Origin of the sequence: Mycobacterium sp. WMMD1722 (assembly GCF_049315205.1) — a bacterium.
GTDB lineage: Bacteria > Actinomycetota > Actinomycetes > Mycobacteriales > Mycobacteriaceae > Mycobacterium.
Window position 1 is genome coordinate 3,229,754 of sequence record NZ_CP186056.1, and the last position, 23,881, is coordinate 3,253,634.

Here is a 23,881-nt window from a genome sequence, read left to right on the forward strand (position 1 = left end):
TGGGCGTGACCGTAGCAACAACATCACACTTTGTGGGGTCTCGACATCCTTATGGAAGAACTCGGTTGCGTAACAGTGGTGGACGGATTCCCTGCGGTGGCCTCACGCCGATGTGGCCAGTGCGCGCCGATCCTCGTCGGCGAAGCTGTCCTCCAGTTGCAGCGGGGTCGAGTCGATGTCGATCTCCTGCAGCGCCCGGCCTCGGGCACTGCTGATGGTCCCGAAGCGACGCATCCCCTTGTCGGCCGCGTACTGCTGGAACTCGTCCTTCTGCAGACCGAACGGCACCTCCTCGTAGAGGCCGAACCCGTCCTCGGTGTTCTGCAGGGCCAGCGGGATCAATTCGTTCATCCGTGCCTCGAACACCGCCCAGTTGCCGTCGTCGGCGGCGACGTGACGCCGGCAGGTGAACGTGCCCCAGGCCATGTGCCGCCGCTCGTCGTCGCCGATCCGCCGGACCAACTCCTGCATGCCGGGCAGGATGCCGCGGTCCACACAAATGCGTTGCCACGCATAGTATCCCGTCAGCGCCATCATGCCCTCGATGACGTGGTTGTAGGTGACCGACGCCCGCACCTGCGCCGCCGGTGACGGATCGGTGGCCAGCGCGTCGAGTGCGGCCGGCAGCTCGTCGTAGAACATCTGCCGGTAGGCGGGCAGGTCGTCGAGGAAGCACTGCAGATCGTCGGTCATGCCGACGGCGTCGAGCCACATCCGGAACACCTGCGTGTGTTTGGCCTCCTCGAAGGCGAACTGCGTCAGGTACATCTCGTCGCCGAGCCGGCCCTCCGCGCGCATCGCCGCCATGAACGGCTGGATGTCCTGGGTGACGGCCTCCTCGCCGGCGATGAACTGGGCGCACAGCCGGGTGGCCCACTCGCGCTCCAATTCCGACAGCGACTCCCAGTCCTCGCGGTCGCGGGTGAAGTCGATGTCGGCCGGATTCCAGAACTTGGCGTTGCCACCGGAGAACAGCTTCAGCGGCAAGCTCTCCCAATTCAGGCCGCCGGCGGCCAGCGAGTCCGAGCGGGTTCTAGACATGGGTGTGACCTCCTGGGGTCGGTACTGCGGTGGTGGGTTGGGCAGGAGACGACGAGAAGGCCGAGACGAGCACGGCGACGAAGCGACGCACCGCCAGCGCGGGCTGCTCGGGCGAGGGTTCGTCGAGGCCGAGCAGCGGATCCAGTCCGCGGACATACGGCGCCAGGGCCAGGTGCGGCAGGATCATCAACAGCAGCGACAGCAGCATCTCGATGTCGGCGTCATCACGCAGGTCACCGCCGGCGTGGGCCTGGTGCACCAGCGGGCGCAGCACCTGCAGATAGTGGCGGTGCACCACACCCCGCACGCTGATCCGAGCGTCGGTGTCGACCTCGAAGCTGGCCGCCGCGTGCAGCGCCCGCTCACGCGGGTTGTCGGCGAAATAGGCCACCCAGGCGTCGAGCAGATCGGTGAGGAAATCGAAGAAGGGCCGCCCCGCGTCGAGGGCGTCGATCTGCGCTTCCATGTAGCTGCGCACTCGTTGACTGGCCTGGTCGGTGACGTAGGCGTACAGGTCACGCTTGTCGGCGAAGTATTGGAACAGGCTGCCCTTGGCGACCCCGGCCCGGCGGGCGATCACGTTCAGGCTGCCGCCGGAGAACCCGTGCGCCGAGAACTCGGCCTCGGCGGCAGCCAACACCGCGCTGCGGCGGCCCCCGTCCAGGCGGGCCCACGTCACCGTCGGCATGGTCGCTCCTCACCGAATCACGGGATATGACCACTGGTCATATTACTGTGACGCAGGGCACAGTCAAGGCCCGGCGGTGAGCACGCGCGGTGGGTCAGAACACCCGGATCCAGTCGATGAGCATGTCGGCCGGGTACGTGCCGCCCGCCGGTTCCCGGCCACCGGATCCGCCGACGGCGATGTTGAAGACCGGCGCCATCGTGTACCCGGGGTCGTTGAACGGCCACTCCGGCAGCGAATTGGCCAGCACCGTGAAGAAGGGCTGCATCCCGGGCGCGTAGTCCTTCCAGAAGTACATCCCCGAGGGCAGCCAGGTCATGCGCCAGGTGTGCCACTCACCGTCGACCGGGTGCTTGTCGGTCTGGAACTGAGTGCCGTCCAGGCGGGCGTGCACCGTCGTCCCCGATGGCCAGTCACGGTTGCCGTACCACTCCACGAGGTCGACCTCACCGCCACGCACGGGATTGTCATTGATCAGCCAGAAAGCCGGCCACGCGCCGTCGGTCAAACAGTTGAGCTTGATCCGCGCCTCCCAGGTGGTTCCGACGCCGCCGCGCCAGTTGCCGATGATCTTGGCGCTGGCGTACTTCTCCTGGATCGTCGTCCCCGGACCGCGGGTGGCCCGGATGACCAGATTGCCGTTTCCGTCCTGGAAGACGTGCTCCTGATCGGTCACGTAGCGGCCCATGTTGTAGGGCTTGTCCCATTCGACCGGATTTCTGATGGTCTCCCGGGCCGGGACGATGAACCACGACGCCGGGTTGGGCGGCGCACCGGCCGGACCGTTGAACTCGTCGACGAACAGAAAATTCGGCGCGGGCATCGCCGCGTCCGGGGGGACATCGGGGCCCGGGGCGGGCGGCGCATCGCCGATCGGCGGCTGGGCCGCGGCCCGGGGAACCGGCAGGGCGGCAGCCGCCACGCCGAATCCCAGCATCAACATTGCGCTACGACGATCCATGCTCGACACCGCCCAACCGTAAACGCAGCCGGGACGGTTTCGGGCGCGAACCCCGCCGTTGCGGCGCGTTCAGCCCTCCCGCCAGGTCTCGAGCACATGCTCGTAGGGATCCGTCTGCACCGACAGATCCCCCACGAACGGATGCTCGAGCGCGAAGATCAGGTACAACACGAACGACAGCAGGGCACCGGCGAGCGCGACCGACGCTGCGTGCACCGCGATGTGCTTGGTCCCGAACAGATAGGTGAACGTCAGCATCACGGCTCCGCCGCCGACCAGGAGCACCCACAGCTCCGTCGGGATCTCGGCGTCGCCGCTGGAGATCCGCACCTTGCGACTGCTTCCCAGGTCGTTGAGCTTGCCGATGTCCTCGTTGAGGAAGGCGATCTGGATCTGGGTCACCGGACGGACGTCCAGGTAGCTCTGCCAGATCTGGCTCAACTGATCGGACTGCTGTTCGATCGCCTCGCCGTGGTGCAAGCGCACGAACTCGTCGTTCACCACATCCTCGGCATAGGCGACCAGGCTGGCCCGCACCGCCTCCCGGGATTCCGGCGGCAGGGTCTCCGAATCCCGGAGCAGATCCGAGATGGCGTTGGCCTCCGACTCGGCGGCGGCTTTGGCGTCGGCGAACTGTTCCCAGACGACGACGACCACGAAGGCGACGAGGACCGCATAGAGAATTCCCGCCAGCGCAAAGGTCTGCGCGGTGACGTCGTTGGCCGATTCGAAGCGCTCGGACCGCGTCACCCGCCGGAACACGATGAGGCCCAGCACCGACAGCCCGACCGTGCCGAGGACGACCAGCGTGGCGACGATGATCGGCGGCTGTTGCAGCAGCCAGATCATCGGGTGTCCCCCGCGCGGCCCACCAGGTGAATCTACCCGGCAGCGCTGGTGGCGTCCGCCTTTCGCGCAGTGGCGAGATTGTCGGCCACCTCGTGACGCCAGAATTCGTTGGCGTGCCCGGTGTCGACCTCGAGTTCGAACCGGTCGGTCATGTCCGCGGTGACGTCGGCCCGGTCGACGTAGAACTGTTCGTACCACCGCCGATGCTGATACACCGCGCCGTCCTCTTCGGTCAGCAACGGATTCTCTATGCGGGTCTTGTGTTTCCAGATCTCGACGTCCTCGAGGAACCCGTCCCCGAACGACCGGCTCATCGAGGTGGCGAGTTTCGCCGCCTTGTCCGCGGGCAGACCGGGCAGCTCCTGCACCGCGACCCCCCACATGAGGACGAACGAGTCGTGACTGACCGGATAGTGGCAGTTGATCAGGGCCACCTCGATGGTGAAGTCCGGCGCCACGTCGTTGTGCAGCCAGTTGATCATGTACGCGGGTCCGAAGTACGTCGCTTCTGACCTCAGCTTCGTTCCCGCCCAGAGCTTTTCGTGGTTGGGAGTGGTGTCGGGACGTGGCTTGGACTCCATGAACTGGCTGGCCGTGTGGCCCTCGATGACGTTCTTGAAGAAGGTGGGATAGGCGTGGTGGATGTAGAAGAAGTGCGCCATGTCGACGTTGTTGTCGACGATCTCGCGGCAGTGGGACCCCTCGATGCGGATCGAGTTCCACGACCACGGCGACCACTTGCCCTCGTCGTACCCGTCGATGGTGGGCGGGAAGAGTTCCTCGGGCGGCGTGGACTGCTCGGGGTCGTGCCAGACCAACAACTGGCCGTTCACCTCGCCGACCGGCCACCGTCGCGTACGTGCCAACCGCGGCGTGCGCTTGGCGTACGGCACCAGTGTGCAGCGCCCGGTCGAGCCCTGCCAGCGCCAGTCGTGGAACGGGCACGCGACGGAGTCGCCCTTGACGGTGCCTTGGGACAGGTCGCCGCCCATGTGCCGGCAGTAGCCGTCCAGCACGTGCAGGGCGCCGTCGGGGTCGGCGAATACGACCAACCGGGTACCGAAGGCGTCGACGCCGTGCGGTTGACCGTCGCGGAAGTCCTGGGCCAGGCCCAGGCAGTGCCATCCGCGGGCGAAGCGCGTCATGGCCACGCCGGTATCGATATCCCTGATCTCTGGATCGGTCACCGGCCCATTTAAGCATCTTCGCTTAGATGATGAGCGGGGAATTATGATCGCGGCGTGCGACGAGGTGAACAGGCCAGGGGCGACATTCTCGATGCGGCCGAGCAGATGATCGCCGAACGCGGGGTGCAGGTGCCGCTGCGCGACATCGCCCTGGCCGCCGGGCAGCGCAACAACTCCGCGGTGAACTACCACTTCCGCAACCGCCAAGATTTGATCGATGCCGTCGTGCTGCGCCGTCTGGAGCCGATGGAACGCGAACGCGGGCTGATGCTCGCCGCCCTCGGCGAGAGCGCCGATCTCGACGCGCTGCTGCGGGTGATGGTGCTGCCGTTCACCACGGTGCCCAGCCGCTACTACGCGCGCTTCCTGCAAGCCGCCGCGCTGCACCTGCGCGCCGACATCGACGCCGCGCAGGGGTCGGTGTGGCGCCACGTCCTCACCGAACTCGCCCGCGCCATTCCCACCGGCGACACCGCCGCCCGCCGGCGCCGCATGAACGCCGTCGCGACCACGATGTTCGCCCTCCTGGCCGACCTCGAGCGGGCGACCCACGACACCACGCTGGCGACCGGGGGTCCGGAGGAGGTCATCGCCATGCTGGCGGCGATGCTCACCGCGCCGGTGCCCGCCCTGCTGGCCGTGTCCGCGGGTCAGCGGAAGTAGATCTCACCGCCGGTGGGATAGCCGCCGCCGGTCGTGGTGACGTGGACGTGGTCGTAGTGGCCCGCGCCGAAACTCTGGGGACCGCTCGGGGTGTAGTACACGCCCCGCCAGATCGCATCCTGGATGCCGAAACGCTCGGCGTTCTTGAGCACGTAGGCCACGATCTGGTTGCCCAGCGCGATGCCCTGCCGGCTGCCGGGATCGGGGATCATCACGTCGAGGGCGAGGCCGTCGGGATGCCATCGCAGCGCGTCGGCACGGAACCCGCCGATGTTCTGGATCTCGGGGAAGACGGCGCTGATGGCTCGAGCGGCGCGGATGGTCCGGACCTGGAGCCCGTGTTCGGGTGCGGGTCCGGCGGGCAGGGCCTCCCGCACCTGAGCTCTCGATGCCCGCCAGTTGGCGATCGAGACCAGTTGGCCGGGGACCACGTCGATGTCTTCGATCACCGGCGGCACGGTGCCGGATCCGGCCGCGAGTACCTCGCCGCAGCAGCCCGGGGCGGTGTCGACGACCGGTTGGACGTCGTCCTCGGCGACCGGATTGAGGTCCGCGCCCAGCGTCAGCGCGGCGGCAGCGGGCGTCGCGAAAGCCACCAGCAGCAGCGACGTCCGTCGCCGTTCGCTGATCTTCGAATGCCGACCCACGCAAGCACCTTACGATTAGAAGAACCCTAATGTCACGACGAGGTCACGGATTCATCACGGGCCGTACCGCTGACCTCCGCCCGCGCGCCTACCCTGGACACCATGCGTTCGGCCACCGCGCTGAGCATCGTCTCGGTCATCCTCGTCGTGAAGGCCCTCCTGATCGGGTGGGTCTCCTACGGGCGGGCGCGCACCATCGGCTACGAACCCGCCTTCGGTGCCACCGGCCTGGTCATCGCATCGCTGGTTCTGCTTCTTGCCCTGATCGCGGCCGCGGCCAGCGTCCTGCTGCGCCGTCGCAGCCGGGAGGAAGACCGGAACCGGGTGTGACCTACGGAGTCGTGTACTGCGGTTCGTGGAACCGGTTGATGATCGGAATGCGCTCGATGATGCGGTCGCGCAGCCGCGGCTGCGGCGCGACCGGCGGCACATATCCGGGCGGCAGTCCCGCGGTCGCGGGCGGCTGGTAAGCCGGCGCGGGCGGAACCGCGACCGGCGCGGGAGCGACGTACTCGGGTGCGGGCGGCACGTAGACCGGTGCCGGCGGCGCCTCGTACACCGGCGGCGGTGCCTCCACCACGGGTTCGCTGACCGGCGCGACCTCGGGTTCGGGAGCGGGCGCCACCTCGGGCGGCGGGGGCGGCGCGGCGGGCGGCGGCGGCGCGGCGGGCAGCGGTGCGGCCTCCGGGACCTTCGGCGCGGCCGCCGCGGGCGGCTGCTCGACCATCTGCCCAGACGCCGCGAGGGGTTCGGTGCGGGCGGAGTCCGAGCGCGTCTGCGACGTCAGCTGCATCCCCAGCGCGACGGACAGGGAGACGACGAACGTCACGACCGCGGCCGCGAGCACCGAGGTCAGCGCGGGTACCCGCCACGTGAGCCAGGACCGGCGCGGACTCTCGGCCCCGGCGGCCAGCGCGAGCCGCGCATCGATGCCGGCGAAGCCGTGAGCCGACGCCAGTGCGGCGCCCCGGGCCAGCGCGAGGTCGGCCTCGGCGGCCGAGATCGCCGAGCCGAGGGTGGCCACGAGGTGCGACAGGTCGTCGGCCGAGCCGAGGGCGTAGACCGCCTCGGGACGGGCTCCGGTCGACTCCAACGCCCGCTGCATGCCGTGCACCAGGGCCGCTGGATCGGTGCCGGTCACCGGGTCGACGACGACGCGGTCGGCGGTGACGATCGTCACCAGCGCCAGGTCGGGTTCGGCGATGCACACTGCGATCTCGTCCTGGCGGGCCAGATCGGAGATCCCGGTGGCCAGCGCCGCGGCCGCCTCCGCGGCCGACAGCGCGACCACGTTGTGCACGCCCTTGTCGGTCAGAGCCTGATGGAGCGCGACGGCCGGCTGCTGCGCCGACGGCGACCAGGTGAGGCCGACGGCGATCGGTCGCACGCCGGGCACGGCGGCGTAGGGACCCTGCCCCAGTACCGCTTCGACCAGCGATTTCGTCGCCGATTCGTTCGCCTGGGTGAGATTCAGGGCGCCGCTGTCCACGGTGGCGCCGTCACCGTCAGCGCCCTCGACGAGGACGAAACGAATCGCCTTCGATGTCACCGAAAGGCCGAGTACAAGGTCCACTGGTCGATCCCGCTTCGTTGGTCAGTTCGGGTCTGACCATACCGCTGCTTCCGCGATGCTCAACCCGCCCGGCGTTCAGCCCGCCTGCCACAGGCAGTGGCCACTCAGCTCGATCGAGAACATCACGGGCAGCACCTCGAAGCGCAGCGGTTGACCCGGCGCACCGTCGGCCACCTGCGGCTTACCGACCTCACCCGCGCGGGTCACGGCCGTCTGTTCGGCGCGGCACGCGGTGGCCGGATCCTGCGGAAAAGCGGTCCACATTCCGGAGAGCATCTCGGGATTCCGCAGGCCCTGACCGTGCAGGGAGAGACCGGCGTCGGTCGACAACCAGCGCTCACTCGTAGGGTACGGGTCGGGATGGACCACCCATCGGCCCGCACTGCACTGCACCGTGGTGAAGTCGGCAAGCCTCGACAGCGCGCCCTCGACGGCGGCGGCGCAGGAGGCGCCCGGCTGCGGTTCGGCAGGCTGCGCATGGCTGACCACCGGAAGGCTCAGCATCAGCACCGCCGCCCCGGCCAGCGTCCCCAGAATCCGTCGCATCACATCGGTTATGTCGTCCGCCGCCCGGATAGCGCTACAGCAATCCGGATAGCGCTACAGCAATACAGTGAGGCGGTGACCAGCCCCCTGCGCGGTGTCGACGTCGACGCCCTCGATCCCCCGGCGCAGGTGCGGTTCTGGGCGTCGCTGCTCGAGCTACCACCGGCCGACGACCACGCGGTGGCGCTCGGCCCGGGCAGCCTGCGCTTCGTCGCGACCGAACACCCCAAGTCGGGGAAGAACCGACTGCACCTCGACCTGGCGTCCACCTCCGTCGAGCACCAGGCCGAACTCGTCAGCAGGGCCCGCCGGCTGGGGGCGCATCCGGTCGACATCGGACAGCGCGACGTCGCGTGGGTGGTCCTCGCCGATCCCGAGGGCAACGAGTTCTGCGTGCTCGAACCCCGCGAGGAATACCGCGGCCGTGGCCCGGTCGCCGCGGTCGTGATCGACGCGCTCGACCCGGCCGCCCAGGCGCGGTTCTGGTCCCAGGTGACCGACCTGCCGATCACCCGATCGCAGGCCACAGTGGCTTCGCTGGCCCAACCCGGCGCCTACTTCGTCGAGTTCGTGCGGGTACCGACGGCCAAGGACACCGCGAACCGGGTGCGGCTGCGCGTCGAGGGCCGCACAGCCGCCGCCGACCCGGAGGGAAACGAGATCAGCCCGGCGTGAGCCTCACGGTTCCAGCAGCCCCTGTCCGAGATAGCCGCCGTCGGGCACCCCGGGCAGGATCGCGAAGGCCGCCGAGCCGACCGTGCACTCCGGGCGCCGAGTGTGCACACCGGGCGGGATTCTGGCGTCAGCGCCGCCGTGAGTGCACTTTCGGCGCCCTGGATGCACGCTCGTTCGCCTCAGCGGTTGGGGACCTGAATGGGAATCGGCACCGGCAGGAACGGGATGTCGAGGTAGGTCGTGGTGACGGGGTTCGTGGTGGTCGGGTAGGTCGGGAAAGTCCTCGTCGTCGTGGGCACCGTCGTCGTGGGCACCGTCGTCGTGGGCACCGTCGTCGTGGGCACCGTCGTCGTTGTGGTGGTCGTGGTCGTGGTCGTGGTGGTCGTGGTCGTGGTGGTCGTCGTCGTCGGTTGCGTCGTCGTGACCTGCGTGGTGGTGACAGGCGGAGGTGGCGGCGCCTCAGTCGTGGGTGGCGGCGGGGGCGGCGCGGCCTCGCTGGTCACCGTGACGACCGGCGGCGGCGGCTCGGTACTGGGCGGTGGCAGCGGTGCGCTGGCCGGCAGACGGGTGGTCTCCAACTGGGTGGCCGGCGTGCTGTCGGTCGACGTCCCGGTCAAGGCGTACGCGACACCGCCGAGCGCGACGACCGCCACCAGCGCTGCAGCAACGATTGCCAGCTGCGGCAACCGTTGCCACACGCCGACCGGCTCGGCCGCCGGCTGATCCCGTTCGTAGAGCACCTCCGGGCGCGGACCGGCCACCTCGGTCGCATACGCGTCGTACTGGTCGAGCTGGTCGCGATAGCCGTCCTGATACGGCGCGGAGCCGGCATCCCCGGTGTAGGGCACCGGTTCCTCGCCGGCGGCGTCGTCCTGCGACCAGGCCAGCGCCCGGAAGGTGGCCGAGCCGGGCGCATCGGCGGTCATCTCGGCCACCGGCGCGGCCGGGGCGATCCCGGTCGGCGCATCTGCCGCCGCGCTGTACGCGGCGAACAGCGCCGCCCCGACCGCCGCGTCCAGCGCGGGCTGCGGGGTGTTCAGCACCGGGACGCGCGAGTGCGCGGACAGCTGCTGGGTCACCAGCGGAATGCTCGCTCCGCCACCGACGGTCACCACGGCCGACACGGTCGACCAGGCAATCCGATTGCGTTGCAACACGTCGTCGAGCGCCGCCAGCACGTTGGCCAGTGGCGCCTGCAACAGTTCGTCGAGTTCGGCGCGGGTGACCCGCACCGTCGAGGAGAACCCCGGTAGGTCGACACCGATATCCGCGGCGGTCTGCGCCGAGAGCCGTTCCTTGGCCCCACGGCACTGCTCCCGCAGCGCCGTCAGCGAACCGACCGCGGCCGTCGTCGCCGGATCCACACCGCCCGAGCGGGTGATGCCGTCGAGCACTCGGGTCAGCAGCGCCTGGTCGATCTGGTCACCCGAGAATTCGGTTAACCGGACCGTCGCGTCGATCGGCTCGAACGCCGAGGACGCGTCGGTCACCGTGATGCCGGTACCGCTGCCGCCGAGATCGACGAGTGCCACGACACCGTTGGTCGGCAGGCCGGGGTTGGCATGCAGCGCCGTCAGCGACGCGACGGCATCGGAAATCAGGCGGGCGGGCGCCAGCACCGGATTGGTACGCAGGGCCTTACGCAGGGCCCACTGTGTCGCGGTATTCCAATGCGCAGGCACGCCGATCGCCAGGTCCCCGACCGGCGGGCCGCCGGTGAGTTCGACCATGGCGTCGAGCGCCTCGGTCAGCAGCGCCTCCGCGTGGTAGGACGCCCCGTCCGGCGCGATCAGCGGCACCGGATCACCGATGCGTTCGACGAATCCGGTGAGTACCGTCCCGGCGTCGCCCCGCCCGGGCAGCCCGACCTGCGGCGTACGGTCGCTGAACAGGCTCAGCGCGGAACGCCGGATCACGGGCGGGTTGCCGACACGCGCCGCTACCAGGTTGGTGGTCCCGATCGACAACCCCAACGGGTCGCTCATATGACCCGCAACCCTAGCCGCGCTCGCCGGGGCGTCATCGTTGCGACACACCACTGGATGATTCATCGCAGGTGAGGGCGGGTATCGCCGCCTGCATGACGTCACTATGGCTGGCCGGCCGCCCGGAAGAGGCGGATCCCCCGAGCCCACTCGACGAATCGAATCGCTCCGCCGACGTCGTGGTGGTCGGTGCGGGTCTCACCGGACTGGTCACCGCGACCCTGCTCGCCCGCGCCGGCCGTGACGTCCTGGTCCTCGAGGCCTGGCGCTCCGGGGCCGGCGCGACCGGCAACACGACCGCCAAGATCAGCCTGCTGCAGGGCAGCAAGATGAGCAAGATCGTCGGCAAACACGGCCCGAACGTCGCGCGCATGTACCTCGAGGGCAATCGCGAAGGCCAGGATTGGCTGCTCCGCCACTGCGACTCCCACGGGCTGTCCGTTCAGCGCGAAGACGCGTTCACCTACGCCCAATCCGAGCAGGGGATCTCCGCGGCCCGCCGCGAACTCGAGGCCTGTGAGGCCGCGGGGCTGCCCGTCGAATGGGTCGACGCGGACGACCGGGCGGCCGACGTACCCTTCCCCTTCCATGGCGCGGTCAGGCTGGCCGCGCAGGCCCAGTTCGATCCGATTCCGTTGCTGGACAGCCTCATCGCCGATCTGGACCGGCACGGCGGCCGGCTCGTGCAGGGGGTGCGGGTGCAGTCGGTGTCGGGCTCGGGCGACCGGCTGTCCCTGCAGGTCCGTACCTCCGAGGGGCACACGTTCGACGTGGTCACCGGGCAGTGCGTGCTGGCCACCGGTATCCCGATCCTCGACCGGGGTGGCTTCTTCGCCCGGCTCAAACCACAGCGGTCGTACTGCATGGCCTATCAGGTGCCGGGCAGCATCACCCGGGGCATGTATCTGTCCACCGATTCGCCGACCCGCTCGGTGCGCTACGCACCCACCCCCGACGGTGACCGGCTGATCGTCGGCGGCGCAGGGCATCCGGTGGGCCGGGAAAAGCACCCCTCGTCGTCGGTGCAGGAACTCGATGGGTGGGCCAAACGGCATTTCCCGGGAGCCATGCAGACGCATTTCTGGTCCGCGCAGGACTACACGCCGGCCGACGAACTGCCCTACGTCGGGCCCATCCTGCCCGGCAACGAGAAGATCTTCGTCGCAACAGGTTTCGACAAGTGGGGGATGACCAACGGCACCGCGGCCGGGCTGGCGCTGTCCAGCCGCATCCTGGGCGGCCGGATGGACTGGGCCGATGCGTTCGCCAGCTGGAGCCCCCATGAACTGTCCGGCATCCCCAAAGCGGTGCAGTCCAACGTCGAGGTCGGCATCAATCTGGCCAAGGGCTGGATCACCCCCGTCACCCGGATCGCCGAGCGCACACCGCAGTCCGGCGGCGTGGTCAGCGGCCCGCCATGGGCGTTGGAGGCCCGCAGCGTGGTCGACGGTGTCGAGCGCCGGGTATCACCGGTCTGCCCCCATCTGGGCGGCATCGTCAACTGGAACGACGCGGACGAGGCCTGGGAGTGCCCGCTGCACGGATCACGGTTCGCGCCCGACGGAACCCTCCTCGAAGGTCCCGCCACCCGGGGCCTCACCCCCAGTGACTCCCCGATCGGGCATCAGTCGCCGCAGCACGGCTGAGCCGCCGGCACCGACGGCGATGAACGCGACGCCCACCGCCGTGGGCACCGCGTCGGACACCCAGCCGACGATGCCGGTGATCATCACGAACGGCGGCAGCCAGTCCACCGCCGGCAACCAGCAGGTGGACTCGCCGGTCGCATGGTCGGGATAGAAGTCGGTGAAGGACATCGCGAAGATCATGGCGCCGATCGGCAGGATCCACGCGGTCCAGAAGTTGTCGTTGTCGCCGATGACGGCATCGCCGTACGCCCCGGACAGCGCCGAGAACACGAACGCGCCCGCCCACACCGCCGAGATCACGGTGTTGACCCGGAGGAACACCGGGCTGTCCCAATATTGCTGCGGCGTGGTGTCTTTGGCATATGCCAGGGTGAACGGGCGGCGGATCGCCAGGGTGACGAGCGCGAACACCGCCAGTGCGACATTGCTGACCTCGCCGGCCCACATCTGCAGCCAGCGGATCCCCCCGTCGGAGGCGAGCAACCCCAGCAGCGAGAGCAGCGCGAAGTAGCCGACGGTGAACCCCTCGAGCAGGTGCACCGGCACCCCCCGCCGGCGGCCCACCCACAGGGTCAGCAACGACAGCGCCAGCGCCGAGGACGCCGCCTCCTCGAATCGTCCGGGCCCGCTGACGACGGCCATGAGTATCCAGGGGGCGATCCCGGCGAACGGGGACCGGACGTACCCGTCGAGGAACTTCATGCCCGGTGACTCTATGCCGTCGGCGGCGACTGTGCTGCAATGTCGTCCATGGGTGACATCGACGACATCAAACAGGTCAAATACCGGTATCTGCGGGCGCTGGACACCAAACACTGGGACGAGTTCGCCGACACCCTGACCGAGGATGTGGTCGGCAGGTACGGCGAATCGCTGGGCGACACCCATGAGTTCACCGATCGCGACTCGCTGGTGAACTTCATGCGCACCTCGCTGGGTCCGGAGGTGCTCACCGAGCACCGGGTCACCCACCCCGAGATCACCGTCGACGGCGACGAGGCGACCGCCACCTGGTACCTGCAGGACCGGGTGATCGCACCCGCATTCGACTTCATGCTCATCGGCGCGGGCTTCTACCACGACCGTTACCGCCGGACCCCCGACGGCTGGAAGATCAGCTCGACCGGCTACGACCGCACCTACGATGCGTCGATGTCGTTGCAGGCATTGAACTTCAAGGTGAAGTCCGGCCGGGCGCTCAACATCTGAGCCGTCACTGGGCCAGGGCGATCACGGCGCCCGGCCGCAGCCAGCCGATGATGTCGACCAATGTGGCGTCGTCGATCGCGACGCAGCCCGCGGTCGGACCGCCGTCGGTCGAATGCAGGAAGAACGCGCCGCCGTTGCCGGGCACGCGCGCCTTGTTGACCCCCATGACGACGGCGTGGCGGTACTGCGGGATGTCGAGATTCTCGGTACCCGAGCTCAATGACGTGTTGAACGGGCAGGCGGCCTTCTTGCAGACCTGCATCGTGTTGTACGTCGGGCTCTTCATATCCCCGTCCCACCAGTGATCCCCGGTGACCTGGACATAGGGCAGGCCCCCGCCGGGATTGGGTTCGGTGCCGAACGCGAAGTCGAGGGTGAACACCCCCATCGGGGTCTTCATCTGGCCGTCATGGGTCTGCGCGGCCATCCCGTTGGCCCCGATGAAGGCCGGGATACCGGCGGCCACCGGTTGCCACCCCGCGGCGGTGCGCTGCCAGACATCCATCTTGGCCTTCGAATCGCCCACGCCGACAACCGAGATCACCTGCGTCGCCGACCCGACCGACGGCGCGAACCAGGGCACGGCGGCGTGAGCGACCGGCATCGAGGACGCCAACCACACCGCGGCAGCGCACAGCGAGATGAGCAGTCGGCGCATCCGACCATCCTCGACGGTCCGCCTCACAGACCTGTGAACGTCCGGACACGATCGGATCGCGCTGCGTTCGGCGCCACCGGCTACGTTGGCGGAATGGACTTACGTCTCCGCCGCCGCGGCCAGGGTCTGCGTCAGATCGGCCAGGGCCTCGGCCACCTCGATCAGGAGGTGTTCGAGGCGGTCGCCGAATCGCCCAGCCCATTGCTGGACGCGGTGATGCCGAAGCTGACCCAGGCTGCCGACCACTCCAAACTGTGGTTCGCGATCGCGGCGGCGATGATGGTGGCCGGGACGAGGAGCACCCGCCGGGGTGCCACCCGGGGCGTGCTGACGTTGGCCGTCACCAGCCTGGTCACCAACCAGGGCGCCAAACGGATCTGGGTTCGGCCGCGGCCGAACTACATCGTGGTGCCACTGGCCCGCCGCGGCCGGCGGTTTCCCACGTCGAACTCGCTGCCGTCGGGGCATTCGGCGAGCGCCGCCGCCTTCGCCGTCGGGGTCGGATTGGAGAGCCCCGCGGCCGGTTTGGGACTGGCGTTGCTGGCCGGGCTGGTCGGCATGTCACGGGTCGCCACCGGCGCCCATTATCCCGGGGACGTGCTGGCCGGATTCGGTATCGGGGCGGCGATCGCCGTCGTGGGCGGGCGGGTGGTACCGCCGGCGACCCCGACGAAGCTGCCGACGGCCAAGCCACTACGGGTGGACACCGCGCCGCGCCCCGAGGGCGCCGGCGTCGTGCTGGTGATCAACCCGGCATCGGGCAGCGGGACGGGCGCCCGGGTGATCGACGAGGTGCGCGCAGCGTTGCCGCGCGCCGAGATCGTCGAGCTCAGCGAGGGCGACGATCTGCACAGCGTGCTGCGCGACGCCGCCGGCCGCGCCGAGGTGCTCGCCGTCGGGGGTGGCGACGGCACCGTGGCCAGTGCGGCCGGTATCGCGCTGGCGGCCGGGCTGCCGCTGGCGGTCTTCCCCGGCGGCACCTTCAACCACTTCGCCAAGGACATCGGCTGTGATTCGGTCGCAAAGACCGTCGACGCCATCAAACGGGGCTGCGTGTACTGCGTGGACCTGGTGTGCCTCAACGAGGATCAGATGGTCATCAACACCGCGAGCATCGGCGCCTACCCGAGGTTTGTGGCGACCCGCGAGAAGCTGGAACACAAGGTCGGCAAACCGCTGGCCGGGTTGTACGCCATGTTCCACACGCTGCGCCGGGGGGAGCCGGTGCGCATCCGCTACGACAACGAGACGGTGCAGACCTCGCTGTTCTTCCTGGGCAACTCGACCTATCTGCCCTCGGGGTTCGCCCCGTCACAACGCCATCAGATGGACGACGGCCTGCTCGACGTACGCATCCTGGAAACCGGTAAGCGGTTCAGCCGGCTGCGCATCCTGTCGGCGTTGATGCTGGGCCGTCTCGAGCGCAGCCCGCTCTATCACGAGATGCGGGTGCCGGAGTTCCGGTTCACCTCGGTCGACGGTCCGACGGTGCTGGCCTGCGACGGCGAAGTCGGATCGGAGGTCACCGAGGCGACGTTCAGCGCGCGGTATCGAGCGCTGCCGGTGTTTCGTCCGCTGACCTGATCGGGACCAGCAGCAGCCACCCGACGAAGAACGCGTAGCCCAACGCCCAACCGGCGATCACGTCGGACGGGTTGTGCACGTTGAGCACGACCCGGCCGGCGCCGATGGTCACCACGATCACCACCCCGAGCGCGGCCGCCCACCCCCGCCAGGCCGGCGGCAGCTGCGGCCACAAGACGGCCAGCAAGGCCGCGACACACACCAACATTCCCAGGGCGTGGCCGGACGGGAACGATGTGGACTCCGCGACCACCAGTGCGGTCTGCGGCCGTGGCCGGTCCGCGATCTCCTTGACCAGCTGGGTGAGCGCCCCGCTGAGCTCGACGGTCACCGCGACGAACACCGCCAGGCGCGGACGGCGGCGAACCAGGGCCACCACGATGACCACGAGACCGATCAGCCGGAACACCACCGGGTTGAACACCTGGCAGTAGACGTTCCAGGCGCTCACCCAGGCGGGGTGCGCCACGCCGATCCGGTACATCGGCTCGAGCAGGGCGGCGTCGAACGTGGTCAGCCAGGTCCAGCGCAGCCCGTAACCGCACCACATCAGCACGAAGACCGCCATCGCGGCGCCGGCGCTGACGATCAACCACTTCCGCTGCGCCGCCATGGCGCCCGTTCTACCAGCCGTGGTGGACCGTTCGACCCCGCCGGCGAGGGCGGTCACAGCACGGTAAGCAGCGCTCCGCCGAGCAGGCCGGCCATCACCGTGGCGCCGGCGGTGGCCCCCACGGTCTTCCAGCCGAGACTGCGAAGCACCATGGCGATGCCGGGAAGACTCACCGCGGGCAAGGTGATCAGCAGTGCGCCCAGGACGCCGGTGGACAGACCGAGCAGGGCCAGCCCCTGCAGGATCGGGATCTCCCCTGCCGTGGGGATGACCAGCAGGGTGCCGAGCACCGCGGCCACCAGCACGACGAGCAGGCCCTGATGCGCCGGCTGAACAAGCGTCAGCAGCCATCCCCGGGTGGCGCCGATCAGCAGCACGATCACCAGATATTCGGGCAGCAGCACCACGGACAGTTTGCCCAGCGCGGCGAGGAAACGGATTGGCGCGCTGCGCGTTTCAGGCATGGCGGGGACCACTTCCGGCCCAGGCGGATCGCCGTGGCGCCGGGTGAGCAGTCCCACCAGAACCGCCGCGCCGACCACGGCCAGCGCTCCGACCGCCAGTCGGGTGACCGTCCACTGCCACGGCGCGACGAACAGCAGGAACACCAGCACCGCGGGGTTGAGCAACGGATTACCCAGCCAGTACGCCACCACCGCGGCGCGGCTGACACCGGTGCGCCGTAGGGTCACCGCGACCGGTGCGGCACAACAGGTGCACATCATCGTCGGCATGCTCGCCAACCCACCGGCCGCCGCGGTGGACAACAGACCCCGCCGATTCAGCAGACGGGGCAGCCAGCTGCGCGGGACGAATGCCTGCACACAGGCGCTGACCAGCAGCGCCACCACCAACGCGGGCAGGATGGCCAACGCGTAGGCGTGGAAGAACGAGGTGGCCGCGGCCCAGCTCGGGCCATCGCCGGCACGGACGCCTCCGACGGCGAGGATGTCCTTGGCCGGCCAGTCGTGCGTCCGGGCCGCCGACATCGCCTTTCCCAGGTACGGCATCCACTTCGCCCACGTCAGGCCCGCCACCATGACCGCGGCGGTGACGGCTACACCGGCGAGCAGGGCCCGCCGCGAGGGTTCGGCGGTATCGGCGTGGGCGACCATATCCGCAACGGTATCGGGCGTACCGGTCGCGGTTACCCTGTGTGCCTATGGCCGTCCTGCTGCGCAAACTCATGCGGATCGGCGCGCTGCCCAGCGCGCTGCGCGCCGAGGTCGAGGCGGAGGGAGTGCTGCACCTCGCGGAGTACGTCGCGGTGAGCCGGCGGTTCAGCGGTTCGATCCCGGGTAAGCGCGCGACGGCAAGCGTGTCGGGCTACACCGGCGCGTTGGTACTGACGAGCCGGCGGGTGCTGGCCACGCTGTCGACGGTGCCCAAATTGGCCGGCCGGACCGTCGATCAGCCGTGGACGGCCGGTCAGCCGGGCCCGGTGCGCGCCGAGCTGTCGACGACCGGCCTGCTGCTCGACGTGGACATCGCCGAGGTCGATCCGCGCTTCCAGGGCAAGCTGTCGCTGCACTACAAGACCACCATTCCGGAGGAAATCCTCGCGGCGCTGCCAACCCCCGCCCTGACCTACCGCGTGCCCCCCGAATGGGTGTTCCGTGCGGTCGGCGTCCTCTATCGGCCCTAGTTCACCCCTGGTGGATGAGGCGTCCGATCGACGCGGTGCGTTTCAGGTGCTCGACTTGTGGCTAGTTCCGAAGTGGACCGAACAGGTCGCACGGAAATCCATGAGGGGAGTCTCCGCATCATGAAACTGAAGACGATCGTTGCCGGCGCCATCGCCGCCGGCGGTCTGACCGCAGGCGCGATGGGTCTGACCGGCGCTGCCGCCTCCGCTCAGCCGGCACCGCCGCCGCCGCCCGGCCAGCCCGGCTGGAACCCCGGCTGGGCACCTCCGCCCGCCGCACCGGCCCCGCCGCCGGCTCCGCCGGCCGGCCCCGATGTCGGGCAGCCCCCCGCGTGGGCTCCCCCGCAGCCGGTGCCGCCGTCCTGGGCCGGTGGCAACAAGCAGGTCTGGGACGAGGGCTGGCAGCACTGGGGCGTCTGGATCAACGGCGTCTTCGTGCCGACGTACTGATCCGGCCGTCACACGTCGCCGCTCGGCCACCGCAATGTGACGTTGCGGTGGCCGAGCCGTCGGCGACGCCGTGGTTGAGACACCGTGGTTGAGTGGCACCCCGTGAGCCGAACAGCTGCCGACGGCGGCGTGCCGGCTTCGGTGAACCGACCCGCCCGGAAAGGACCACGGCGTGACCCAGGCCAATGCTGCCAACGTTCTGATCGTGCACTGGCATGACCTCGGCCGTTATCTCGGGGTGTACGGCCACCCCGATGTGCACAGCCCACGGATGGACGCGTTGGCCGCCGAGAGCATCCTGTTCACCCGCGCGCACGCCACCGCCCCGCTGTGCTCTCCCTCGCGCGGATCGTTTTTCACCGGCCGGTATCCACAGGGCAACGGTCTGGTCGGTTTGGCCCACCACGGCTGGGAGTACCGTGCCGGTATCCGCACCCTGCCCCATATTCTCGGCGAGAACGGCTGGCACACCGCGCTTTACGGGATGCAGCACGAGACGTCGTATCCGGCGAAACTCGGATTCGACGAATTCGACGTCTCGAATTCCTACTGCGGATACGTGGTCGATCAGGCCACCGGTTGGCTTGAGAGCGGCCCCCGGCGGCCGTTCCTGCTGACCGCCGGCTTCTTCGAAACCCACCGCCCCTATCCCCGGGAACGCTATGAGCCCGCCGACCCCTCGACGGTCACGGTGCCGGACTATCTGCCCTTCGACGACAGTGTCCGACAGGATCTGGCCGACTTCTACGGCTCCATCACCGTCGCCGACGCCGCGGTCGGCCGGCTGCTCGACACCCTCGAGTCGACCGGTCTGGACCGCACGACCTGGGTCGTGTTCATGACCGACCACGGCCCGGCGCTCCCGCGCGCCAAATCCACGCTCTACGACGCGGGCACCGGTATCGCGCTGATGATCCGGCCGCCCCGCGACGCCGGCATCGCCCCGCGCGTGTACGAAGACCTGTTCAGCGGCGTCGACCTACTACCCACCCTGCTGGGGCTGCTGGGCCTCGACGTCCCCGACGATATCGACGGTCTCTCCCACGCCGACAACCTGCTGCGCCGGGGACCGGAGACCACCGAGGTCCGCACCGCGGTGTACACCACGAAGACCTACCACGACTCGTTCGACCCGATCCGGGCGATCCGCACCAAGGACTACAGCTACATCGAGAACTACGCGTCTCGGCCGCTTCTCGACTTGCCGTTGGACATCGCCGACAGCGCCCCGGGCCGCATCGTCGCCCCGCAGACCAGGGGGCCCCGCCCCGAACGGGAGCTCTACGACCTGCGCGCCGACCCCACCGAACGGCGCAACCTCCTCGACGGTGCGACGCCCGCGGAGATCGAGGCGATCGCCGCGGACCTCGCGATCCTCCTGGACGACTGGCGCGTGAAGACCCACGACGTCATCCCGTCGGAGTTCGCGGGCACCCGCATCTCCGAGCGCTACACCGAGACGTATCTGCGGATCCACCGCGGGGCCATCACCAGCCGCTCCGCCAAGGCCGCCGACCGCGGCATCGAAGACGACCACCGCGCCGCGCAAGACTAAGAGTCATCATGATCGAAAACCGCCTGTCTGCAGCATTTTTAGGGTGCGGTTAGGCTCACGCCCATGCCCACTCCACCCTCGGCATATCTGGTGCTGGCGTCCCAGCGCAGCGGTAGCACGCTGCTGGTCGAATCGCTGCGCGCGACCGGCGTCGCCGGTGAACCGCAGGAGTTCTTCCAGTACCTGCCCAGCACCAGTCAGTCGCCGCAGCCCCGGGAGTGGTTCGCCCACACCGACGACGAATCCATCCTGCGCCTGCTCGACCCGCTCGTCGAAGGTACTCCCGACCTCGCGCCGGCGACGGTCTGGCGCGACTACATCCGCACCGTGGGCCGCACACCCAACGGAGTTTGGGGCGGCAAGCTGATGTGGAACCAGACCCCCTTGCTGCTGCAACGGGCGCAGGATCTGCCGGACCGCTCCGGTGCGGGCCTGCTCGCCGCGATCCGCGACGTCGTCGGCAGCGATCCGGTGCTCGTGCACGTCCACCGGCCCGACGTCGTCTCCCAGGCAGTCTCGTTCTGGCGGGCGGTGCAGACGCGGGTGTGGCGCGGCCGACCGGACCCGGTGCGCGACGCCAGGGCCGAGTACCACGCGGGCGCGATCGCCCACGTGGTGGAAATGCTGCGCGCCCAGGAGCAGGGGTGGCGGACGTGGTTCGCCGAGGAGGATGTCGAGTACCTGGACGTGCCGTATCCGACGCTGTGGCGCAATCTCACTCAGGTGGTCGCCGAGATCCTCGAAAGACTGGGCCTGGACCCGCGTTTGGCGCCCGAGCCGGCTCTCGAGCGACAGGCCGACCAGCGCTCCGACGAATGGGTGGACCGGTACCGCGCCGACGCGGAGAGAGAGGGACTACCGACATGACCGTCACCGATGCCGAGACGTTGCGGGTCGACGAGCTGCGGCTACTCGAAGCCGAAGCGGTGCACATCATCCGCGAGGTGGTCGCCGAACTCGAGCGGCCGGTGCTGCTGTTCAGCGCGGGGAAGGATTCGATCGTCCTCCTCCGGCTCGCGGAGAAGGCGTTCCGCCCCTCGGCGCTGCCGTTCCCGGTCATGCATGTGGACACCGGACACAATTTCGACGAGGTGATCGAGTTCCGGGACCGGCGCGTCACCGGTCAGGGACACAAGCTGATCGTGGCTTCGGTGCAGGAGTCGATCGACCGGGGACGGGTCCCCGACCCCGGTCCGGGCGCCTCGCGCAACCGTCAGCAGACCAGGACCCTGCTCGACGCGCTGGAGGAAGGCGGCTTCGACGCCGCGTTCGGCGGAGCCCGCCGGGACGAGGAGCGCGCGCGCGCCAAGGAACGGATCCTGAGTTTCCGTGACGAGTTCGGACAGTGGGATCCACGCGCGCAACGCCCCGAACCCTGGTCGCTGTACAACGGCCGGATCAAGAAGGGTGAACAGGTCCGGGTCTTTCCGTTGAGCAACTGGACCGAGTTGGACATCTGGCGCTACATCCAACTCGAGAACCTCGAACTGCCGTCGATCTACTTCGCCCACGAACGCGAGGTCTTCGCGCGGAGCGGCATCCTGCTGGCAGTGTCGCAGTACGCCCGGCCTGCCGGCGGCGAGACCGCGGCCATGGAGTGGGTGCGCTACCGCACGGTCGGAGATCTCACCATCACCGGCGCCGTCCGCTCCCGGGCGACCGACATCGACGGCGTCATCGAGGAGATCTCGGCGGCTACGGTGTCCGAACGCGGCGAGACCCGCGCCGACGACCGCACCTCCGTTGCGGCCATGGAGGACCGGAAACGCGAGGGATACTTCTGATGTCGACGACGATGACGACGCGCCAGCTGCTGCGGATCACCACCGCGGGTTCGGTCGACGACGGGAAGAGCACGCTGATCGGCCGGCTGCTGCACGACACGAACAGCCTGCCGCTCGACCATCTCGAGGCCGTCACCGACGCCGAAGGCGTCGCCGATCTGGCCGCACTGTCCGACGGTCTGCGCGCCGAGCGCGAACAGGGCATCACGATCGACGTCGCGTACCGCTTCTTCTCCACCGAGAACCGCAGCTACATCCTCGCCGACACCCCGGGCCATGAGCGTTACACCCGCAACATGTTCACCGGCGCGTCCAACGCCCACGTGGCGGTGCTCCTGGTCGACGCCCGGGCCGGGGTGTTGCGCCAGACCAACCGGCATGCACGCATCGCGAAGCTGTTGGGCATCAAGCACTTCGTCGCCACGGTCAACAAGATCGACCTGGTCGACTTCGACGAGAGCCGGTTCACTCAGGTCCACCGGGAACTTCAGCAGCTCTCCGCACGACTCGGGGGCATCGACATCACCGTCATCCCGATCGCCGCCAAACTCGGCGACAACGTCGTGCACCGCTCGGTGAACACCCCCTGGTACCAGGGCCCGACCCTGCTGGAATATCTGGAGGCGGTCGAACTACGGGCGCCACAACCGGAGCCGCGGAAATTGCGTCTCCCGGTGCAATGGGTGTCGCGGCCGACGGCCGAGCAGCGCCGCCGCTACACCGGACGGTTGTCGGCGGGCACGCTGAGCGTCGGCGATCCGGTGATCAGCTTGCCTGCGGGTACCCGCTCCACGGTGACGGTGGTCGACACCCTCGACGACGATCGCCCGGTCGGGGTGGCACCGCTGTCGGTGTCCATCGAGCTGGCCGACGACATCGACGTGGGCCGCGGGGACGTGTTCGTGAGCGCGGCGCCGGACGCCACGCTGCCCGTGCTGGCCCGCGAACTCGATGTCACGGTCTGCTGGTTCTCCGACGCCCCGCTGCGCGCCGGGGACCGGGTCGCCCTCAAACTGGGCACCCGCACCGTTCGGGCCACGGTCGGAGCGCTGCACAGCCGGCTGGATCCGGAGACGCTCGACGAGTTCGACAGCCCGGTCGAGTTGGCGCTCAACGACATCGGGTCGGTGACGTTGCGCACCAGTTCGGTGGTGGTGGCCGACCCCTACGCGCAGAACCGGGACAGTGGTGCGCTGATCCTGATCGACGAATCGAGCAACGACACCGTCGGCGCGGGCACGATCCTCGAACCTCGGGAGGTCAAGCCCGGCGAGCACACCCGCAATGACATCCGCTGGCATCCTTCGTCGCTCGACCGTCGGCACCGATGGACGTCGACCGGTCAACGCGGTGCGACGATCTGGTTCACCGGCCTTCCGGCCTCCGGGAAGTCGACGATCGCGGTCGCGGTGGAACGGGCGCTGGTCGAAGCCGGGCAGGTGGCGTATCTGCTCGACGGCGACAACATCCGGCACGGGTTGTCCGACGATCTCGGTTTCACCGCCGGTGACCGCGCCGAGAACATCCGCCGCGTCGGGCATCTCACCCGGTTGTTCGCCGACGCCGGTGTGGTGGCGATCGCCTCGCTGGTCTCGCCGCTCAAATCCGACCGCGAGATCGCCCGTGCCCTCAACGATGCCGCCAAGCTGCCGTTCATCGAGGTGTATGTGGCCACCCCCGTCTCGGAGTGCGAGAAACGAGACCCCAAGGGACTGTACGCCCGCGCCCGCGCCGGTGAGCTGCCTGGGCTGACCGGGCTCGACGCGCCGTATGAGCCGCCGGAGAACGCCGACCTGGTGCTCGACACCACCGGAGCCGACATCGCCGAACTCGTGACCCAGGTGCTCGACCTGCTCGATGCCAGGAGAAATCGTATCGAATGAGACAACCCAGTCCAGGTTCCTCCGGCCAGCGACGAT

24 protein-coding genes and 1 pseudogene are annotated in these 23,881 nt (G+C 69.1%); 12 read left to right on the forward strand and 13 right to left on the reverse strand.

Features of this window, described 5'->3' with window-relative positions; translation table 11 throughout:
• Positions 1-102: 102 nt before the first annotated feature.
• The 5 genes and pseudogenes from ACN27E_RS15515 to ACN27E_RS15535 all read right to left on the reverse strand — a co-directional run bounded on the left by ACN27E_RS15515 (position 103) and on the right by ACN27E_RS15535 (position 4,726).
• Positions 103-1,041, reverse strand: a complete 939-nt coding sequence (locus ACN27E_RS15515) for a R2-like ligand-binding oxidase (protein ID WP_422749897.1) — start codon at positions 1,039-1,041, stop codon at positions 103-105.
• 3 nt (positions 1,042-1,044) lie between these two features.
• Positions 1,045-1,729 (reverse strand): annotated as a pseudogene (locus tag ACN27E_RS15520) (TetR/AcrR family transcriptional regulator); the annotation flags it as partial.
• A gap of 94 nt (positions 1,730-1,823) precedes the next feature.
• The gene (locus tag ACN27E_RS15525) at positions 1,824-2,690 is read right to left on the reverse strand and encodes a glycoside hydrolase family 16 protein (RefSeq protein ID WP_422742771.1); all 867 of its coding nucleotides are present in this window, start codon (positions 2,688-2,690) and stop codon (positions 1,824-1,826) included.
• A gap of 69 nt (positions 2,691-2,759) precedes the next feature.
• The gene (locus ACN27E_RS15530; protein ID WP_422742772.1) at positions 2,760-3,539 is read right to left on the reverse strand and encodes a DUF4239 domain-containing protein; all 780 of its coding nucleotides are present in this window, start codon (positions 3,537-3,539) and stop codon (positions 2,760-2,762) included.
• Between the two features lie 32 nt (positions 3,540-3,571).
• Positions 3,572-4,726, reverse strand: a complete 1,155-nt coding sequence (locus ACN27E_RS15535; protein ID WP_422742774.1) for a Rieske 2Fe-2S domain-containing protein — start codon at positions 4,724-4,726, stop codon at positions 3,572-3,574.
• Positions 4,727-4,780: 54 nt separating this feature from the next.
• On the opposite strand from ACN27E_RS15535, the gene ACN27E_RS15540 reads away from it, so the two are divergent.
• Complete coding sequence (locus ACN27E_RS15540; RefSeq protein WP_422742776.1) at positions 4,781-5,389, forward strand: TetR family transcriptional regulator; 609 nt, start codon at positions 4,781-4,783, stop codon at positions 5,387-5,389.
• Here the strand turns inward: ACN27E_RS15540 and ACN27E_RS15545 are convergent.
• A complete protein-coding gene (locus ACN27E_RS15545) occupies positions 5,377-6,036 on the reverse strand; it encodes a hypothetical protein (protein ID WP_422742777.1) in 660 nt (219 codons plus the stop codon). The genes ACN27E_RS15540 and ACN27E_RS15545 overlap by 13 nt on opposite strands.
• Positions 6,037-6,138: 102 nt before the next feature.
• Between ACN27E_RS15545 and ACN27E_RS15550 the strand changes: the two genes are divergently transcribed.
• Positions 6,139-6,366, forward strand: a complete 228-nt coding sequence (locus ACN27E_RS15550) for a hypothetical protein (RefSeq protein ID WP_422742779.1) — start codon at positions 6,139-6,141, stop codon at positions 6,364-6,366.
• 1 nt (position 6,367) lies between these two features.
• On the opposite strand, the gene ACN27E_RS15555 is transcribed toward ACN27E_RS15550, so the two are convergent.
• Both ACN27E_RS15555 and ACN27E_RS15560 read right to left on the reverse strand, forming a co-directional pair.
• Positions 6,368-7,609 (reverse strand): DUF7159 family protein, encoded by a 1,242-nt coding sequence (locus ACN27E_RS15555; protein ID WP_422742781.1) that lies wholly within the window; start codon positions 7,607-7,609, stop codon positions 6,368-6,370.
• Positions 7,610-7,684: 75 nt separating this feature from the next.
• Positions 7,685-8,155 (reverse strand): hypothetical protein, encoded by a 471-nt coding sequence (locus ACN27E_RS15560; protein WP_422742783.1) that lies wholly within the window; start codon positions 8,153-8,155, stop codon positions 7,685-7,687.
• Positions 8,156-8,230: 75 nt separating this feature from the next.
• On the opposite strand from ACN27E_RS15560, the gene ACN27E_RS15565 reads away from it, so the two are divergent.
• Complete coding sequence (locus tag ACN27E_RS15565; protein ID WP_422742785.1) at positions 8,231-8,830, forward strand: VOC family protein; 600 nt, start codon at positions 8,231-8,233, stop codon at positions 8,828-8,830.
• A 179-nt stretch (positions 8,831-9,009) separates the two neighbouring features.
• On the opposite strand, the gene ACN27E_RS15570 is transcribed toward ACN27E_RS15565, so the two are convergent.
• Positions 9,010-10,815 (reverse strand): Hsp70 family protein, encoded by a 1,806-nt coding sequence (locus tag ACN27E_RS15570; protein WP_422742787.1) that lies wholly within the window; start codon positions 10,813-10,815, stop codon positions 9,010-9,012.
• A 95-nt stretch (positions 10,816-10,910) separates the two neighbouring features.
• On the opposite strand from ACN27E_RS15570, the gene ACN27E_RS15575 reads away from it, so the two are divergent.
• Positions 10,911-12,461: an FAD-dependent oxidoreductase gene (locus tag ACN27E_RS15575; RefSeq protein ID WP_422742789.1), complete on the forward strand. Its 1,551-nt coding sequence runs from the start codon at positions 10,911-10,913 to the stop codon at positions 12,459-12,461.
• Here the strand turns inward: ACN27E_RS15575 and ACN27E_RS15580 are convergent.
• Positions 12,360-13,166, reverse strand: a complete 807-nt coding sequence (locus tag ACN27E_RS15580) for a hypothetical protein (protein WP_422742790.1) — start codon at positions 13,164-13,166, stop codon at positions 12,360-12,362. The two genes, ACN27E_RS15575 and ACN27E_RS15580, sit on opposite strands and share 102 nt — an antisense overlap.
• Before the next feature lie 48 nt (positions 13,167-13,214).
• Here ACN27E_RS15580 and ACN27E_RS15585 point away from each other — a divergent pair, with 48 nt between their 5' ends.
• The gene (locus ACN27E_RS15585; RefSeq protein WP_422742792.1) at positions 13,215-13,673 is read left to right on the forward strand and encodes a nuclear transport factor 2 family protein; all 459 of its coding nucleotides are present in this window, start codon (positions 13,215-13,217) and stop codon (positions 13,671-13,673) included.
• Positions 13,674-13,677: 4 nt separating this feature from the next.
• On the opposite strand, the gene ACN27E_RS15590 is transcribed toward ACN27E_RS15585, so the two are convergent.
• Positions 13,678-14,331 carry a L,D-transpeptidase family protein gene (locus ACN27E_RS15590; protein ID WP_422742793.1) on the reverse strand — a complete coding sequence of 218 codons (654 nt, stop codon included), beginning with the start codon at positions 14,329-14,331 and terminating at the stop codon, positions 13,678-13,680.
• A 93-nt stretch (positions 14,332-14,424) separates the two neighbouring features.
• On the opposite strand from ACN27E_RS15590, the gene ACN27E_RS15595 reads away from it, so the two are divergent.
• Complete coding sequence (locus ACN27E_RS15595; RefSeq protein ID WP_422742795.1) at positions 14,425-15,915, forward strand: bifunctional phosphatase PAP2/diacylglycerol kinase family protein; 1,491 nt, start codon at positions 14,425-14,427, stop codon at positions 15,913-15,915.
• Here ACN27E_RS15595 and ACN27E_RS15600 read toward each other — a convergent pair.
• Together ACN27E_RS15600 and ACN27E_RS15605 are read right to left on the reverse strand one after the other, a co-directional pair.
• Positions 15,869-16,528, reverse strand: coding sequence for a phosphatase PAP2 family protein (locus tag ACN27E_RS15600; RefSeq protein WP_422742797.1), 660 nt, complete (start codon positions 16,526-16,528; stop codon positions 15,869-15,871). The two genes, ACN27E_RS15595 and ACN27E_RS15600, sit on opposite strands and share 47 nt — an antisense overlap.
• A gap of 53 nt (positions 16,529-16,581) precedes the next feature.
• Positions 16,582-17,643 (reverse strand): permease, encoded by a 1,062-nt coding sequence (locus tag ACN27E_RS15605; RefSeq protein WP_422742799.1) that lies wholly within the window; start codon positions 17,641-17,643, stop codon positions 16,582-16,584.
• Between the two features lie 47 nt (positions 17,644-17,690).
• Between ACN27E_RS15605 and ACN27E_RS15610 the strand changes: the two genes are divergently transcribed.
• The 6 genes from ACN27E_RS15610 (at position 17,691) to cysC (ending at position 23,845) form a co-directional block, all read left to right on the forward strand.
• On the forward strand, positions 17,691-18,173 hold the full coding sequence (locus ACN27E_RS15610) for a hypothetical protein (protein ID WP_422742800.1): 483 nt from the start codon (positions 17,691-17,693) through the stop codon (positions 18,171-18,173).
• 120 nt (positions 18,174-18,293) lie between these two features.
• Complete coding sequence (locus ACN27E_RS15615) at positions 18,294-18,623, forward strand: hypothetical protein (RefSeq protein ID WP_422742801.1); 330 nt, start codon at positions 18,294-18,296, stop codon at positions 18,621-18,623.
• A gap of 172 nt (positions 18,624-18,795) precedes the next feature.
• Positions 18,796-20,178, forward strand: a complete 1,383-nt coding sequence (locus ACN27E_RS15620) for a sulfatase family protein (protein WP_422742802.1) — start codon at positions 18,796-18,798, stop codon at positions 20,176-20,178.
• Positions 20,179-20,241: 63 nt separating this feature from the next.
• Complete coding sequence (gene stf0, locus ACN27E_RS15625; protein WP_422742803.1) at positions 20,242-21,045, forward strand: trehalose 2-sulfotransferase; 804 nt, start codon at positions 20,242-20,244, stop codon at positions 21,043-21,045.
• Positions 21,042-21,962 carry a sulfate adenylyltransferase subunit CysD gene (gene cysD, locus ACN27E_RS15630; RefSeq protein WP_422742805.1) on the forward strand — a complete coding sequence of 307 codons (921 nt, stop codon included), beginning with the start codon at positions 21,042-21,044 and terminating at the stop codon, positions 21,960-21,962. Before stf0 ends, cysD begins: the two co-directional genes overlap by 4 nt.
• Positions 21,963-21,973: 11 nt before the next feature.
• Positions 21,974-23,845, forward strand: coding sequence for an adenylyl-sulfate kinase (gene cysC / locus ACN27E_RS15635; RefSeq protein ID WP_422749898.1), 1,872 nt, complete (start codon positions 21,974-21,976; stop codon positions 23,843-23,845).
• Positions 23,846-23,881 lie beyond the last annotated feature (36 nt).

Bases quoted from the DNA above. Each gene is read 5' to 3' on its own strand.
- ACN27E_RS15515 (WP_422749897.1), bottom strand. From the start codon at position 1,041: ATGTCTAGAACCCGCTCGGACTCGCTGGCCGCCGGCGGCCTGAATTGG.
- ACN27E_RS15525 (WP_422742771.1), bottom strand. From the start codon at position 2,690: ATGGATCGTCGTAGCGCAATGTTGATGCTGGGATTCGGCGTGGCGGCT.
- ACN27E_RS15530 (WP_422742772.1), bottom strand. From the start codon at position 3,539: ATGATCTGGCTGCTGCAACAGCCGCCGATCATCGTCGCCACGCTGGTC.
- ACN27E_RS15550 (WP_422742779.1), top strand. From the start codon at position 6,139: ATGCGTTCGGCCACCGCGCTGAGCATCGTCTCGGTCATCCTCGTCGTG.
- ACN27E_RS15560 (WP_422742783.1), bottom strand. From the start codon at position 8,155: ATGCGACGGATTCTGGGGACGCTGGCCGGGGCGGCGGTGCTGATGCTG.
- ACN27E_RS15570 (WP_422742787.1), bottom strand. From the start codon at position 10,815: ATGAGCGACCCGTTGGGGTTGTCGATCGGGACCACCAACCTGGTAGCG.
- ACN27E_RS15575 (WP_422742789.1), top strand. From the start codon at position 10,911: ATGACGTCACTATGGCTGGCCGGCCGCCCGGAAGAGGCGGATCCCCCG.
- ACN27E_RS15580 (WP_422742790.1), bottom strand. From the start codon at position 13,166: ATGAAGTTCCTCGACGGGTACGTCCGGTCCCCGTTCGCCGGGATCGCC.
- ACN27E_RS15585 (WP_422742792.1), top strand. From the start codon at position 13,215: ATGGGTGACATCGACGACATCAAACAGGTCAAATACCGGTATCTGCGG.
- ACN27E_RS15590 (WP_422742793.1), bottom strand. From the start codon at position 14,331: ATGCGCCGACTGCTCATCTCGCTGTGCGCTGCCGCGGTGTGGTTGGCG.
- ACN27E_RS15595 (WP_422742795.1), top strand. From the start codon at position 14,425: ATGGACTTACGTCTCCGCCGCCGCGGCCAGGGTCTGCGTCAGATCGGC.
- ACN27E_RS15600 (WP_422742797.1), bottom strand. From the start codon at position 16,528: ATGGCGGCGCAGCGGAAGTGGTTGATCGTCAGCGCCGGCGCCGCGATG.
- ACN27E_RS15605 (WP_422742799.1), bottom strand. From the start codon at position 17,643: ATGGTCGCCCACGCCGATACCGCCGAACCCTCGCGGCGGGCCCTGCTC.
- ACN27E_RS15610 (WP_422742800.1), top strand. From the start codon at position 17,691: ATGGCCGTCCTGCTGCGCAAACTCATGCGGATCGGCGCGCTGCCCAGC.
- ACN27E_RS15615 (WP_422742801.1), top strand. From the start codon at position 18,294: ATGAAACTGAAGACGATCGTTGCCGGCGCCATCGCCGCCGGCGGTCTG.
- stf0 (WP_422742803.1), top strand. From the start codon at position 20,242: ATGCCCACTCCACCCTCGGCATATCTGGTGCTGGCGTCCCAGCGCAGC.
- cysD (WP_422742805.1), top strand. From the start codon at position 21,042: ATGACCGTCACCGATGCCGAGACGTTGCGGGTCGACGAGCTGCGGCTA.
- cysC (WP_422749898.1), top strand. From the start codon at position 21,974: ATGACGACGCGCCAGCTGCTGCGGATCACCACCGCGGGTTCGGTCGAC.